The organism is Gottschalkia purinilytica (assembly GCF_001190785.1).
GTDB classification, from domain to species: Bacteria; Bacillota; Clostridia; order Tissierellales; family Gottschalkiaceae; genus Gottschalkia_A; species Gottschalkia_A purinilytica.
Map to the genome: position 1 here is coordinate 73279 of NZ_LGSS01000004.1, position 15891 is coordinate 89169.

At 28.4% G+C, this 15891-nt stretch carries 12 protein-coding genes and 1 riboswitch; all 12 genes read right to left on the reverse strand.

Features of this window, described 5'->3' with window-relative positions; genetic code table 11:
• Window positions 1-91 precede the first annotated feature (91 nt).
• A complete protein-coding gene (locus CLPU_RS05215; protein ID WP_050354599.1) occupies window positions 92-2716 on the reverse strand; it encodes an ABC transporter permease in 2625 nt (874 codons plus the stop codon).
• A gap of 371 nt (window positions 2717-3087) precedes the next feature.
• Window positions 3088-3408, reverse strand: coding sequence for a rhodanese-like domain-containing protein (locus CLPU_RS05220; RefSeq protein WP_050354600.1), 321 nt, complete (start codon window positions 3406-3408; stop codon window positions 3088-3090).
• A gap of 208 nt (window positions 3409-3616) precedes the next feature.
• Window positions 3617-4186 carry a P-loop nucleotide/nucleoside kinase family protein gene (locus tag CLPU_RS05225; protein ID WP_050354601.1) on the reverse strand — a complete coding sequence of 190 codons (570 nt, stop codon included), beginning with the start codon at window positions 4184-4186 and terminating at the stop codon, window positions 3617-3619.
• 208 nt (window positions 4187-4394) lie between these two features.
• Window positions 4395-4778, reverse strand: coding sequence for an aspartate 1-decarboxylase (gene panD / locus CLPU_RS05230; RefSeq protein WP_050354602.1), 384 nt, complete (start codon window positions 4776-4778; stop codon window positions 4395-4397).
• A gap of 1 nt (window position 4779) precedes the next feature.
• Window positions 4780-5631: a pantoate--beta-alanine ligase gene (panC, locus tag CLPU_RS05235; RefSeq protein ID WP_050354603.1), complete on the reverse strand. Its 852-nt coding sequence runs from the start codon at window positions 5629-5631 to the stop codon at window positions 4780-4782.
• A gap of 11 nt (window positions 5632-5642) precedes the next feature.
• Window positions 5643-6476 (reverse strand): 3-methyl-2-oxobutanoate hydroxymethyltransferase, encoded by an 834-nt coding sequence (panB, locus tag CLPU_RS05240; protein WP_050354604.1) that lies wholly within the window; start codon window positions 6474-6476, stop codon window positions 5643-5645.
• 1071 nt (window positions 6477-7547) lie between these two features.
• Window positions 7548-8210, reverse strand: a complete 663-nt coding sequence (locus CLPU_RS05245; RefSeq protein ID WP_131701608.1) for a hypothetical protein — start codon at window positions 8208-8210, stop codon at window positions 7548-7550.
• A gap of 110 nt (window positions 8211-8320) precedes the next feature.
• A complete protein-coding gene (locus CLPU_RS05250; protein WP_050354606.1) occupies window positions 8321-8932 on the reverse strand; it encodes a sigma-70 family RNA polymerase sigma factor in 612 nt (203 codons plus the stop codon).
• A 1102-nt stretch (window positions 8933-10034) separates the two neighbouring features.
• The gene (nrdG, locus tag CLPU_RS05255; RefSeq protein ID WP_050354607.1) at window positions 10035-10544 is read right to left on the reverse strand and encodes an anaerobic ribonucleoside-triphosphate reductase activating protein; all 510 of its coding nucleotides are present in this window, start codon (window positions 10542-10544) and stop codon (window positions 10035-10037) included.
• A 33-nt stretch (window positions 10545-10577) separates the two neighbouring features.
• Window positions 10578-12899: an anaerobic ribonucleoside triphosphate reductase gene (locus CLPU_RS05260; protein ID WP_050354608.1), complete on the reverse strand. Its 2322-nt coding sequence runs from the start codon at window positions 12897-12899 to the stop codon at window positions 10578-10580.
• Window positions 12900-13043: 144 nt separating this feature from the next.
• Window positions 13044-13225: riboswitch (cobalamin riboswitch) on the reverse strand.
• A gap of 809 nt (window positions 13226-14034) precedes the next feature.
• A complete protein-coding gene (locus CLPU_RS05265; RefSeq protein WP_050354609.1) occupies window positions 14035-14580 on the reverse strand; it encodes a GNAT family N-acetyltransferase in 546 nt (181 codons plus the stop codon).
• Window positions 14581-14593: 13 nt separating this feature from the next.
• Complete coding sequence (locus CLPU_RS05270; RefSeq protein ID WP_050354610.1) at window positions 14594-15217, reverse strand: TetR/AcrR family transcriptional regulator; 624 nt, start codon at window positions 15215-15217, stop codon at window positions 14594-14596.
• Between the last annotated feature and the right edge of the window lie 674 nt (window positions 15218-15891).

Here is a 15891-nt window from a genome sequence, read left to right on the forward strand (position 1 = left end):
TAATACTTCCTTTACCTTACAAATCGCTTTAATATTCCTTACAGTTTTGTAAAGTCATAAAAAAATAAAGGAAACTTAAATTAAGCTTCCTTTATTCAACATGTCTTATAGCTTCTGTTACTTCCATCTTATTAACTTTTCTTTTTGGTCCTATTGTAGCAATATACCCTATAAAAAGATTTATAAATATAACCACTAGGTAATCCCATGGATTTATAAAGAATTTCTTAAAAGAAAGTGGATTTTCGTAAATATATGCCCAATATATAAAAATTGATAATTGTATTATAAATATTACTATAACTGTAAATATAGAAGAAATAAGTCCATAGAATATACCTTCAAATACTATCATTTCCTTAAATTGTTTTGTCGTAAGACCTACTGCCTTCATAATTCCATGCTCTCTTACCCTAGACATTAAATTGTAGTTTATATTATTAAATATACTTAGTCCACTTATTATTATTAGAACTATAGTAGTTGAGTTCTGTATTAAATTATATGTATTTACAGACTTTTCAGTGGATACGTTAAAACCATATCTATCATCTAGCTCTGTTCCTGGTATAAGCTCTGATATTTTTTGAACTTCTTTTCTCAATTTTTCATATTCATATTTACTAGTCCTATTTTTGGCATATAGTCTAATAGTTCTATACTTATCTATACCTGAAAACTCTTTAAACATATTTTCTGATATTATGACATATGGTGATCTAGTACTATGCAACCAGGAAATATCTTCATCTGGGAAATACTCTATTATACCAACTATATTAAATTCTTTCTCTATATATTGTGACCTATATTTTTCGTGTTCATTTAAGAGTATGAGATTATCTAATGATTTATCGTATCCTTTCTTAGGTATAGTTAATTTCAATTTATCTCCTATGTCAAAGTTAAATACAGGTTTTAATTTATTATCTCCCGGTTCCCTATATAGCCTACCATTCTTATTTGACTTTGGAATATATATTATAGCTGAAGGCTCGTTTTTCATCTTTTTTAAATCTATACTTCCTTTTTCAAGTACTTGCTCTAATGATCTTAAGTCATTATCAGATAGTCCCAAAACTATATTCCTAACTAATATTTCCTCTTCATCATCTCCATTAAAAGCAAATCTCCCCATATCTTGAGGATGCCCCCCATTGTCCATATATTTTATATAGTTTTCTCCATTTATACCATTCATATATTTCTTATTTAGCTTTATTTTAGAGTAAAGTATTTGTTTGAAAGAAACAGATTTAACTTGTGGTAACTTTTTTATATCCTCTATTTGTTCTTTAGTATAGCCTTCTTTCATAGGAGTTTTGTCATTCAAGTCTAATCTAAAATCAGTTACTTCAAGTCTACCTGTATCTATTTGATAACTATGCTCTCTATCAAAAAGCTCACTTCTAAATCTTTCTGCCATAAACATGTTACAACCTATAGCCATTGAAATTATAGTAAAGATAACAGCTTTTTTATTTCTCTTTAAGTTCTTGTATGCAACTTTTTTCGATATCATTAAATGTTTTTCTATAAAACTTTCTTTTTTATTAATTTTTATATGTTTATCTTGAGTTGCTTTATTTATAGCTTCTAAAGGAGACATCTTATTAACAATCAATACCCCTCTAATAGCTGCAATTCCTATAGCTACAAAGTTCGTTATCATAGATAATATAATTGAAAAAGATGATATTACTTTTATATCTAGCTTATAAATTCCTTCTACAAATCTACTTGTAAAACTACCTTTAAAAAAGTAAAGAACAGTTGATCCTAATATTATTCCTAAAATCATTCCTATAATATATATAATTCCTATCTCTGAAAATATAATATATACTACTTGTTTATTTGTAGTACCTATTGATCTCATTATTCCGAATTCTTGAATCCTTTTAAGCACTGATACACCATATATGCTATATATCACCATTCCTCCAATGATCATTAATGTAACTGATCTTTTAACTAATTCCCAATCTATAGCATTTAATTGTCCCATGGCTCCAAGTAAATCTTTATTTAATATTATTTGATTTCTTCTTTTGATACCTATTTCTTTTCCTATTCTATTTGCTTCATTTCTATATTCTGTTTTATCTTTAAATTCTACATAAGAATTTATATGATTTTCTCTATTTATTAGATTTTCTTTATTAAATCCTACAAAAGCTTCAAGTTGTCCTTCTTTTTGTTTACATAATCTATTTTTTACTATTCCGACTATTTTAAACTTTCTCTGTCCATTTTCTTCTAAATTCATATTTAAAGTTTGACCCAGTTCATGTTTAATATTTAACCTATCTAAAACCCATTTTTCTATGGCAATTTCATTAGGTTCTTTTGGAAATCTACCTGATTCTAATTCTGTACTTTCCATATACAAAATCTTTTCGTCAGCTCCTAACATTTTAACTGTTAGTTTATTTTCAGTATTCCATGTATCATAGTAAAATGATGATGCTAATGTCCTTATATTTTTATTTTCTTTGATTTTTTCTATTTGATTTAAATTAATTTCATCATATATAGTATGATAAACTCCACTAAACTTTTTAGCTTCATTTACTTGTACTACTCTTGAGCTTTCCCATACAGATCCTGTAAATATTACTAAAACTGAACTTAAAACTATACTTAAAATCATAGAAATTGATCTTTTAGGATATTTTAATATGTATTTTAATGATAACTTAATGTATTTTAGCAAAGTTCGACCTCCTTATAACAAAGATACCAAATTTACCTTACAAGTTACTTTAACATTTCTTACAGTTTTGTAAAGTCACAGTAATAAAGGAAACTTAAAATAGTTTCCTCGAGCTGTATTCATCTCATAAATATCATAAAAAAGACTTATCAATTGACAAGTCTTTATAATTATCTTTTTTATTAAGTTTATATTTCTTAGTTTCTTTAATTAAAAGTAATTATGATAGTTCTTATTTTATCACTTTGAAAAGTATTTACTATATTAATACTTGTATATTTTTTATATTCTATTAAAATAGTCTACTAAATTCGTCTTGAATACATTTAATCTGTATTTTAAATAGTATAAATATCTATTTCGTTTTTTCATTACTTTTTCATATTTCCTACATAAGACCGTATTCCACCAGAAACATTAATCACATCAAATCCCATATCTTTTAATTTACTGCAAGTTTTTGTACTTCTTCCTCCTGATCTACACATAATATAGTATTTTTCTTCCTTGTTCAAGTATTTTTCAGGATTGGCTAATAAGTTATTCATTGAAATATTTTTTGCACTTTCTATACTTCCTTTACTATATTCAGATGGTTCTCTAATATCAATTAGATTTATTTTTCCTATTAATGAATCTATATTATTAATATTGATTTCTTTTTTATTGTCTTTTTTAAATAAATTAAACATACTGTATCACCTTCACTATTTCCAAATTTTGAATATCTAGTTATACTATTTTTATTATTTCTTCATAAATCTTTTAATATTCGTATTTATAAAAAAGACATGAGATAACATGATAGCTACGTTCTATAGTATAAACTACATTATTTTTGTTTACAATTTCAGTTTCTTTTAATAAAAAATATTGTTATATACACAATTTTTTTATTTTTTACACTCTAGCTTCAGAATCTGCTCTTCGAATTATTTCATCTACAGTCTCTTCTGGAGTTAAATCAGATGAATCCAACCATAATCCAATATGCGGTGTTTCTTTATGAAATGCATCATTAAGTTCATCGACAGTCCATGTTGTATAAGCTGTCTTGTTTCTTTTTGCTTCTCTTTCTGCTACTACATTAGCACTCGGACAAAGTACAATAATATACAATGGTCTACTTTTTATCATTTCAATGAATGTTCTCATTTCTTTTCCTAAATACGTGTCTTGTACTACTACTGTAAATCCAGCATTGTGGTATGTATCTGCTGTTTGTGCTGCAAGTTTATACCTTAATAATAGCTGATCAACTGCCTGTTGTTGAGCGTCAGGTGTCATATCTACACTTCCAGAAACGATCATTCTTCTAAATATATCTCCTCTTACATGAACTCCTTTTTCAAATCTTTTTGCAAGTAAGTCTGCTACTGTAGATTTTCCTGCTGCCATAATACCTGTTATTACAAAAACACCTTTTTCAAGTTGATTTTGTTTTTCTAATTCGTGTGATAATTTGTTCATATCTTTCTCTCCTAAATTATTTAACTTTATCTCTAACTTATAACAAAGTATTCGATAATAAAATTTTTAATTAATAGCTTACTGGAAATTATCTATCTTCTTAAAATTCTATAAAAGTTTCAAGCTACCTTTCACTTTTATTATCCAGTTTGTTTTTTATTATTCCTGCACATCTTCTATAAACAAAAGAGTCAAGAAAATCTTGACTCTAGTTTATATCCCCATGTAATTCTTCACTTAGTTCTTCTGCTACTTTATTATTTTCATCTAATATCAATATCTTAGGTTTTAGACTTTTTAATTCTCTTTCATCTATATAACAATAAGCTATTATTATAACTATATCTCCAGGTTCTACTAACCTTGCTGCTGCACCATTTAAGCATATAACTCCACTGTCCTTTTCTCCTTCTATAACGTAGGTTTCAAGTCTAGCACCATTGTTATTATTCACTATTTGAACTTTTTCTCCTGGAAGTATTCCTGATTTTTCTAACAAACATTTATCTATAGTTATACTTCCAACATAGTTAAGGTTAGCCTCTGTTACTATAGCTCTGTGTATTTTTGCTTTTAACATATTAAGTAACATTTTATACCTCCAGATAGATATTGTCTATAAGTCTAGTCTTCCCAAATTTAACTGCTAATGCTATGATAGTTTTGGTCTTTATGACATCTATTTCCTCTAAAGTTTTAGCATCTAGTATTTCAACATAATCTATCCTAGCTAAATTTTTAGAATTTATTTTATTTTCTATGAATTCCTTCAACTTTTTAGCGTCTTTTTCTCCATTTAAATATAACTCCTTAGCTTTAAACAATGACTCTGAAAGTATTAGAGCTTGTTCTCTTTCTTCTTTACTCAAATAGACATTTCTAGAACTTAGTGCTAGTCCATCATCTTCTCTTACTAATGGACAAGAAATAATATTTATATCAAAGTTTAAATCTTCTACCATTTTTTCTATAATTGCCACCTGCTGTGCATCTTTTTCTCCAAAATATGCATTTTTAGGTCTTACTATATTAAATAGTTTTGCAACTATAGTTGTAACTCCTTTAAAATGTGTTGGTCGAGATAGTCCACATAGCTTCTTAGTTAAATCTCCTTCTACATTTACAAAGGTACAACTATTTTTTGTGTATATCTCTTCTACTTCAGGATTAAATACAATATCTGCTCCTGAATCAACAGCCAGTTTAAAATCTCTATCTATATCCTTAGGATAACTATCTAAATCTTCATTTTTTCCGAATTGAGTTGGATTCACAAATATACTTACAACTACCAAATCATTATCTTCTCTCGCTTTTTTAATAAGAGACAAATGTCCTTCATGTAAATATCCCATAGTAGGAACAAATCCTATATTTAGAATTTTTCCATTTTGTATGTTTCTAATTTCGTTTTTTAATTTATCTATAGTTTTTATTAAACTCATTTCCGCACCCCTTAATAAAGCTTCTCTAAAATTCTGTTATCTACAGAAAAAGTATGTTCCTCACTTGGAAACTCTTTATTTTTAACTTCTTCTATATATCTTCTAACACTATTTTTAATATCATCTTTTAGATTTGCGTATCTTTTTACAAATTTAGGTGTAAAATCAGTATTCATTCCTAACATATCATTTATCACTAAAACTTGTCCGTCACATCCACTTCCGGCACCTATTCCTATAGTTGGAATGTTAAGTTTTCTAGTTATTAAATCAGCTAAGTCTTTTGGAATACCCTCAAGGACTATACCAAATACACCGGCTTCTTCAAGGCTTATTGAATCTTTAATTATTTTCTCGGCTTGACTTTTACTAGTACCTTGAATTTTAAATCCTCCAAACATATTTATAGATTGAGGAGTTAATCCTATATGACCTAGTACAGGTATTTTTGCATCTATGATAGCCTTTACTTTATCTATTATTTCTACTCCACCTTCTAGTTTAACACCTTGAGCAAATCCTTCCTTTACTAATCTACCGGCATTTTTAACTGCTTCTTTTGGACTTACATGGTAAGATAAAAACGGCATGTCCCCTATTATAAGGGCATTTTTACTTCCCTTAGAAACAGCTTTTAAATGATAAATCATGTCATCAATAGTTACTTGAAGAGTAGAATCATGTCCTAAAACTACCATGCCAAGGGAATCTCCCACAAGGATACATTCTATTCCAGCTTCATCTACAAGCTTTGCCATTTGGTAGTCATACGCTGTTAAAACTGTTATTTTTTGATTTTTCTTTTTGGATTCTAGAAAAGATTTGACTGTAAACTTAGTTTCCATACACTTCACCTCATAATATTATTATGATGGTAAGTTTCAAATAGAAGAGCATATCAGGGGTGTTTAAAATCTAAAAATCCTCTTTTTCTTATGACAAAAAGAGGATGTGATCTTCAGTTTTTTCTCTGTCTCAGTCTTAAAAGCTCTAAGCAGAACATTTATAAATACTAAACTTTTACCTGATAAGTGTACAGCTCTTAAAGATACCATCACTTAAGGCTATTATATACATGATTATGACTATATGACAAGAACTTTAAATAATTATATAAAATACCATATCGATATTGTATTTTTAATATATCCTTAGCATTTTTTATCTTTTATTAGGTTGTTGAATAATTAATTTTTTCTGAGTATAAGTTTCACTAACATAAATTGATTCTTATTTATTCCAAGGAAACTTATTATACTTAGCCCCTTGTTCTTTATCGAGTAATTTTTCAATTAAATACAATAGTAAAGTCCACATTACATGTGACTTATATTTATTAAAACCATATTATCCTATACTCATTTTTAATCGAACTATATGACTTAGCTTTACGAAGATTTATATCTGTAATTAAATTAATGGACATTTCATCACATAGCTTAAATAATTTCACACTATCATAAGAGTAAGACGAAGATGTTATGATTATATAATTGTTTAACTAGTTGCTCACAATTACTATCATATACATTAGCTGTTTTAAATTCTAAAGCTAAAGGCACTAAATCAGTAGAAGTAACTAAATGTAGCTTATATCCCTTATACCAGCCTAAACGAATTGACTTTCTTGATTTAGCTTGTGAATCAAATCTAGAACTAATACTGTAATTTCGATTTCTTTTAGTCTAATACAGAAAGTTGAATGATCTGGAATATCAGAAAGGCCTATAATGTTAGCAGATAAAATATCATTTTTTAAAGACTATTCTAATTCTCTAAGACAGTATATCTTATTCATTTAAAAAAGCGCTGATATTAAATTGCAATATGTATTACAATTTTTTTATTTTAATGTATCTATTTTTAAGAAAATAAAAACCACTTAACAAAAGTTAAGTGGTTAAAGTAGTATATAATTATTTATTCAAAACTCCAACTGCTAATTGTCCATCTTCTGAGTAATCAACTGTGAAGTAAATATCACTATCTTCCTTTGAAAATTCAAGATATTTTTTATTTGTGTCAATATTGATCCCATCTTTTTCCGCTGCTTCTAGTTTTTCATTTGGAATTTTATCATAAAAATCTTTAAACTCATAAGAATACGAATCAATATCTGAGTAAAAGCTTCCAATCATTGCTTTTGCTTGAAGAACAATATCTTCTTTACTCATTTCATTATAGTTTTCATCCCAGTTATATCTGCCAAAATGATGAAATTCACCTGTTACATTATCAATATCAAATACAAATTTAAGACCATCTTTTTCTAATTGAATTGAACTCCAATTCATTGTTTCATAATCTACTCTTCCTTCACCTGACTTAATACCTGTAATATCAAATTCTTTTAATTCGGGGAAAGCTGTATAAACTTTGTTTAAAGCTGTTTGTTGAACAGAAGTAAGGTTAGAACTATCTGGAAGATATTCTGACAATTTCATATCAACATTTTCCTCTTGAATAGTTACTGTTTTAAACGCTTCAATAACATGTGGTGCTGCGAGTGCTCCTAAAGGAAGTATTACTGCTATTGCTAAAGTTGTGGTACTTAACATAAATCTCTTTTTCTTTTTCATAAATCTTTGCTCTCCTTTTTTAATAATATTATTTATATACAAGTTTCGTGTTTTAAAATATGCTTGCTCAGGACACTCTATGCTATCAGCATAGTTTGACAATTGTTCTTTTAATTTCCTTTCAATATCCATTTTTTATTTTTGCGACCTCCATCCACATTATTTATTAAATCTATCCGCCTTTTTAACTGCTTCAAAGCTAAGTGATGTCTTGACTTTACAGTTCCCAAAGGTATTTCTAATATATCTGCAATCTCTTGCAATGAATAATCATAACAGTATCTTAAAACTATTACTGCTTTTAGTTTATCTGATAAACTATTAATTAATTCCATTATTTCACTTTCTAATTCAGAGTGAATAATGTTTGGCTCATAACTCATATCCTCTCTGCTTAGCATTGAACATTGTTTTTCAAAAATCCGAAAAATACGCCAATTTTTTCTTTTAAAGTTACTAATTTGCCGAACAGTTATTCCATGAAGCCATGCTCGAAAAGGTTTATCTAAATTATAATTATTAATTGAACTCCACAACTGAACATAAACTTCATTCATAATATCCTCTCTATCCATGTTATTATAAACAATCATTGAAATTAATCTATAAACATCACTACTGGTTTCATTATAAATAAAGTCAAAAGATTCGATTGAGCCATCTCTCATCTCTTTTATATGCTTATAAAGCTCGTAGTCTTTTTCTTTTGACTGGTCTGACAATATTTTTTCCTCCTCTCTAATCATTTAATTTGTAAGCTGCTTACATAATGTATTGGTTCAATTTATATGAAAGGTTCACTTTTTATTTATTTTTTATAGGTTATTGAATAATTAAATTTTTCTGAGTATAAGTTTCACTAATATAAATCAATTCCTATTTATTCAAGGAAACTTATTACACTTAGCCCCTTGTTCTTTATCGAGTAATTTTTCAATTAAATACAATAGTAAAGTCCACATTACATGTGACTTATATTTATTAAAACCATATTATCCTATACTCATTTTCGATCGAACTATATGACTTAGCTTTACGAAGGTTTATATCTGTAATTAAATTAATGGACATTTCATCACATAGCTTAAATAATTTCACACTATCATAAGAGTAAGACGAAGATGTTATGATTATATAATTGTTTAACTAGTTGTTCACAATTACTATCATATACATTAGCTGTTTTAAATTCTAAAGCTAAAGGCACTAAATCAGTAGAAGTAACTAAATGTAGCTTATATCCCTTATACCAGCATAAACGAATTGACTTTCCTGATTTAGCTTGTGAATCAAATCTAGAACTAATACTGTAATTTCGATTTCTTTTAGTCTAATACAGAAAGTTGAATGATCTGGAATATCAGAAAGGCCTATAATGTTAGCAGATAAAATATCATTTTTTAAAGACTATTCTAATTCTCTAAGACAGTATATTTTATTCATTATTTTGTATAGAAAGCATTGAATAATCTGCAAATCAGAGTACTTCTTAGGTATCCCGATTTGTGGGAACTTAATATTATTAGCAACTTTATCAAATATGTCTTGTAGTTTTTTACAAACAGCAAAAGGGATTATCTTTTATCATATTAAATGTTACAATCATTTTATGGTCATCCTTTCTAGGTGATTGTTTTGTGTGCGCTTAACATGATACTAGAAATTAGACGATTTTTTAGTGGTAGTTTTAGTTATTTAACAACCTATTTTATAATAAAAATCACTTCAATTCACATTAACCTACAATACAAATGATGAATTGAAGTGATTTTAAATAATATATCAAAATAATTCTATATTAAATGTTATATAATATTTTTATCTTTAAATATCTGCAAGTACAATTTCTCTATTAAGCTTTGTTTTTTTTACATCAATAATACGTTGATTTTCAGAACCTCTAAGCTTTAGCATCAGATTTTTCTTTTCAATTTCAAATTTTCCGTCTACAAGTACGTCTATATTATCAAGCAACTCTGTCCATCCATTTATTTCAGAAGAATTCCTCTCTATAAATTCGTAAGTATATCCAGTATATGTAACAATACTGTATCCCAATTTTTTTACTCGTTCTGCTAACTTTGCAAGAGGTTTTGCTTGTTCAAAAGGTTCTCCACCACTTAACGTTATACCATCTAACAGTGGATTTTCTTTTATCATCTTAATAATACTCTCAAAATCAACTAATTTTCCTCCCTTAAAAGAATGAGTATGTGGATTATGGCATCCTGTACAGTTATGTTTACAACCTTGTGTAAAAACTACAAGACGTATACCTGGCCCATCTACAATGGAATCTTGAACTATTCCTGCAACTCTCAACATGTTATCCATCTATATCACCTTACATTCAATAAATAAAATCTTCTATATCATTGATGCATGTTTTACTCTATCTCTTTCCTCAGATCTTTTAGCATCATTGAATCTCTCTAATGTTCCTACCAAATATCCTGTTATTCTTCTAATTCTTTCAAACTTTATATTGCCTTCTTCTCTACCACAGCCAGGACATTCATCTCCAATTATTCCAGAATAGCCACAAACAGGGTCTCTATCAACCGGATGATTTATAGAACCATATCCTATTCCTGTTTCTTTCATAGCTCTTATTATTTTTTCAAAAGCATCAATATTTTGTGAAGGATCACCATCAAGCTCTACATATGTTATGTGTCCTCCATTTGTAAGCTCATGATATGGTGCTTCCGTCTTTATCTTATTAAATGCAGTTGTATTATAGTAAACAGGTACATGGAAACTATTAGTGTAGTATTCTCTATTTGTAACTCCATCTATTTCCCCAAATATCTCTCTATCAATCTTTATAAATCTTCCAGCAGTACCTTCAGCGGGTGTAGCTATTAATGAAAAGTTCATCTTATAATTATTCGCAGCATCGTCCATGCGCTTTCTCATGTGCTCTATTATTCTAAGTCCAAGTTTTTGAGATTCATCTGATTCTCCGTGATGCTTTCCAGTTAAGGCTTTAAGACATTCTGCCAGTCCTATAAATCCAACAGTTAATGTACCATGCTTTAATACTTCTCTAATTTCATCTTCCCAGCTAAGCTTTTCAGAGTCAATCCAAACACCTTGCCCCATAAGGAATGGGAAGTTTTTAACCTTTTTTTCTGCTTGTATTTCAAATCTGTCTAATAACTGCTTTATTACAAGATCAATTTTTTCATCAAGCTCTTTAAAGAAATTTTCTAAGTTTCTATTACTCTTTAAGGCTATTCTTGGTAAATTTATTGTTGTAAAGCTCAAATTTCCTCTTCCATATACAACTTCTCTTGATGGATCATATACATTCGTCATTGCTCTCGTTCTACATCCCATATATGCTATTTCAGTTTCAGGGTGTCCTTCTTTATAGTATTTCAAGTTAAATGAAGCATCTATAAAAGAGAAGTTAGGGAACAGTCTTTTAGCACTAACCTTGCATGCAAGTTTAAATAAATCATAGTTAGTATCACCTGTATTATAGTTCACTCCTTCTTTCACTTTAAATATTTGTATAGGGAATATAGGAGTTTCACCATTTCCAAGACCTGCTTCCGTAGCTAAAAGAAGATTTCTAACTACCATTCTCCCTTCTAATGATGTATCTGTACCGTAATTAATAGAACTAAATGGTACTTGTGCACCTGCTCTACTATGCATCGTATTTAAATTATGAATAAAGGCCTCCATTGCCTGATATGTACTTTTATCAGTTTCAGTATATGCTTTATCTCTTGCAAATTTCTGAGCTTTTCTTATAACTTCTACATTATCAAAGTATTCTAATAAATGTTTCTCTTCAATTTTTACATATTCTTTCTCCATTTTTAAATTAGGCTCTACATTATATAGCTCTTTAATATCTTTAAAAGTTTTTTTTACTAACATCTCTGTATCAGTATTTTCTGTTAGTAACTCTATAGTATTAATAAGATTCTTAGTATAAAATTTTGCATAAGTTTTCGCAACACCAGGAGCTATACCATAGTCAAAGTTTGGAATACTCTGACCTCCGTGTTGGTCATTCTGATTTGATTGAATAGCTATACATGCAAGAGCTGAATAACTTTGAATATCATTTGGTTCTCTTAAATGACCATGACCTGTGCTGAAGCCTTTCTTAAATAACTTTTCAATATCAATCTGGCAACATGTAGTAGTAAGAGTGAGAAAATCAAGGTCATGTATATGTATATCTCCATCTTTATGGGCCTTTGAATATTCAGGTTTTAAAATAAACATATTATAAAACTGTTTTGCTCCTTCTGAACCATATTTGAGCATTGTACCCATAGCTGTATTACCATCTATATTTGCATTTTCACGTTTAAAATCATTATCCTCAGCTTCTTTGAAGGTCAAATCTTCATATATCTTCATAAGCTTAGTATTCATTTCTCTTAACCTTGTTCTTTCTGCTCTATATAATATATATGCCTTAGCAGTTTCAGCCCATCCATTATCTATGAGGACTTTCTCAACAATGTCTTGTATTTGTTCAACTGATGGAATAGTATCAGCAATCTCTTTTTCAGTGTATTCTACCATCTTTTCAGCCAGCCTGAAAGCAGCTTCATAATCTTTTACTCCTACAGAATTTGAAGCCCTAAATATAGCATTTGCGATTTTTTCAATATTAAAGGGTACTTCCCTTCCATCTCTTTTTTTAATCTTTGTAATCATTATAAAGAAATCCTCCTTAGGCTTTGTGATTAGTAATATTAGTATAAGTTCAAAATAAAACCTCCTGTTAAAATTCTCAGGAGGATGAATATATCCAAGTATATAACTTATAATATTCAATACCTTCCTATTCTCCGTAGGATTTAGGTATATAAAATATAGGCAGGTATTCTGACTCTGGCTCATGAATGTTTTACACCTTCCCGGAATACCAGTGGTAAAAGTAAAACATCTCCCCATTACAGCGGCGGGACCGTACAGGACTTGCACCTGATTCCCTTTTAAGTTGCATTTATAATGCAGCCACCTATATTTACACTATATGTTGTGTACTTAGTTTATCATATACTATATCTAGCGTCAACTAGTAATTCTTTTTCTATAGAATTATAATTTATTTATTTTTTAAGAGCCCATAAACATTAAATTTAAAATGAATTTGCATAAAATAGTCTCAAAAAATTAACTATATAATACATGACAAGATTCTATAATTTTCTTGTATTATATAGTTAATTTGCAAATTATTTTTTTATAATATTATCTCGCACTTCATATTTTATATCATTAAATATAAGTTGTACACATCCTATTGAGGGCAAAATGTTAAAGCTTTTTTCAATATAACTTTATAACTCCCAAATTCTATCTTTGATACATTATTTAAAATAAATCTACAATTAATAACATGATTATATATAAAATTAATATGGAATATCTAGCTTAGAGTTATTTTTTGATCTATTCTTATAATTAGCACAAATAGCTTATTTTCTTACGTTTAATGATAATATACCCATATACTAGCCTTCAAATCTTTTTATTTTAACAGACTGTGTGGAATTCTCCCATCCTCTCTAGGTGGGAGATGGCTAATACTAATTTAGTAAATACTGGATGTATTTGCTAAATTGTGATATTATAACTTCAAGAACAACTAAAAACTGAATATATAGAGTTGCTATAGGAAATGCTCTATAGCATAAAATATTCAAGCACTCGCCCAGTTAGTATAGCGAAAACCAAGCATATATGCCAATATAGAAGTTCTTATGTTATATTTCGAGGTTGGTTCAACCTTTAGAGCCTAGATAAACTTGTCTCATTGAGATATTGACTAGGAAGCCATCCACTTCTATAAGTGGTGGTAGTTCACGTATTCATCTTGAAGAATTCCCATATGAATTATATCATGCCATGTTCCTTCTCTAAAAAGACTTTGACGAGAACTTCCTTCGTATTTAAATCCTAATTTTTCATATAATTTGATTGCATTGTTGTTAAAAGAAAAAACCCTTAATGATACTCTGTGAAGATTCATTTCGAGAAATGCATAATCAAGAAGAAGTTTTAACGCTTCTGTTCCATATCCTTTTCCCCAATAATCTTTTTCCCCAATGTCTATAATACATTCGGCATTACGATTTTTATAATCTATATTTATTAATGAAGTAATTCCTATTGGTGTATCTGATTTCTTTTCTACTATAATATAACTTTTAGACGAATGAGATCCCAAAATAACTTGATTAATAAATTCCTTTGTCTCGTCTAAATCATATACATCCAAAAGTGGGTTAGTTGATTGCATAATTTCTATATTATTTCTCCATGAATGATAAAGTTCTGCATAGCTTGATGTCATTTTTTTTAAAACAATTCTAGAAGATTCAAACAACATAAAAAACACTCCTTTATTTTTCTATAATTGGACAAAGCATTTCCTTTAATGAAAAAACTAATACCTTAAGCTGATCATTTACTTTTGTTCTCTCTATACCTAAGTGAAATGTATCTAACATTAATCCATCTAAAAATGAGATAAGATAAAGAGCAATTGATTCTGAGGATAAACGAGGTTGAAACTCTCCTCTTTCACTTCCTTTTTGGATAAACTTTTTTATAGAATTCACTAATTTTTGGTACCGTTCAGTTACATAAGAATGGTTTCCCCTATTTCCCAAGTAATAAGTTGTTAAAAAGAACTCTGTCTTACATATCAAAAGAGATTCATTAATAGTCTCAATGTTTCTCTGTTGTGATTCAACCCAGTTTGTCAGTTGTTTCCAAAAATGAGTTTGATCATCTTCTTCAAAGAAATGAATATCTATTTGATCCTCAAATTTAAGAACTTCCATAAAAACATGCTCAATATTATCAAAATAGGAATATAAGGCTCCTCTTGATACTCCTGCTTCATCCATAATGTCTTGCATAGTAGAATGCGTATATCCTTTTTTGATAAACACTCGTCTTGCTGCTTTTAACAACTCGTTCTTTTTTTGTTTCTTATAGTTCTCACTTACTTTTGGTGCCATAATACATTCCTCCTCCGGTACAAATATCATAATAGAAATTACAACTGTGAATGATCATAAAGATTTATTTTTTTACATCTGTAAAATATACATTGGTGTCATTTTAGATTATATTTTCATTATAAACGACACCAATGTCGTTTTCAAGTTTTACTTTGGAAAATAATTAGTTAAAACATAGTTATTCTTTGATTTCATGATAAAGAAGTCACTATAAATAATTCAATTTTTAAGTTAGTTATGCAAGCACAAGCCTATATGTATTCCCTTACTCCACAATATTTTCACGGATTTCCGACCTTGAATGTAGGATTGAAGGATTTTTGAACTTTCACTTAATAATTTTTCCATAAAAAAAGGTACTAAAGTTTAGTACCTTTTTCTTTACTATTATTTATGTTTAATTAATTTTTTGAATAAATGTTAAGTTCTACATTTTTCTTATTAAAAAGTCCTTATTTTCAAAAGATGTTTTTTTGAATTATACAATTTATATTCTTAAAAAAATTCATGAATATTAGAAGTATTTTCATCTTCAAATCTATTTTCAAGCTTTATATTATTCAACATATATGCTATTTTTTCTGATTCTTCACGATATTCTTTTCGCCAATTTAAACTTCCCTATAGAAGTATCTACTGTTCCTGTTTTAGATATCGTCACAATTTATCAC

What these genes read in the sequence shown, in the direction of transcription:
- CLPU_RS05265 (WP_050354609.1), bottom strand. Translation starts at nt 14,580, where the DNA reads ATGTTGTTTGAATCTTCTAGAATTGTTTTAAAAAAAATGACATCAAGC.
- panC (WP_050354603.1), bottom strand. Translation starts at nt 5,631, where the DNA reads ATGAGTTTAATAAAAACTATAGATAAATTAAAAAACGAAATTAGAAAC.
- CLPU_RS05225 (WP_050354601.1), bottom strand. Translation starts at nt 4,186, where the DNA reads ATGAACAAATTATCACACGAATTAGAAAAACAAAATCAACTTGAAAAA.
- nrdG (WP_050354607.1), bottom strand. Translation starts at nt 10,544, where the DNA reads ATGGATAACATGTTGAGAGTTGCAGGAATAGTTCAAGATTCCATTGTA.
- CLPU_RS05220 (WP_050354600.1), bottom strand. Translation starts at nt 3,408, where the DNA reads ATGTTTAATTTATTTAAAAAAGACAATAAAAAAGAAATCAATATTAAT.
- CLPU_RS05260 (WP_050354608.1), bottom strand. Translation starts at nt 12,899, where the DNA reads ATGATTACAAAGATTAAAAAAAGAGATGGAAGGGAAGTACCCTTTAAT.
- panB (WP_050354604.1), bottom strand. Translation starts at nt 6,476, where the DNA reads ATGGAAACTAAGTTTACAGTCAAATCTTTTCTAGAATCCAAAAAGAAA.
- CLPU_RS05270 (WP_050354610.1), bottom strand. Translation starts at nt 15,217, where the DNA reads ATGGCACCAAAAGTAAGTGAGAACTATAAGAAACAAAAAAAGAACGAG.
- panD (WP_050354602.1), bottom strand. Translation starts at nt 4,778, where the DNA reads ATGTTACTTAATATGTTAAAAGCAAAAATACACAGAGCTATAGTAACA.
- CLPU_RS05245 (WP_131701608.1), bottom strand. Translation starts at nt 8,210, where the DNA reads ATGAAAAAGAAAAAGAGATTTATGTTAAGTACCACAACTTTAGCAATA.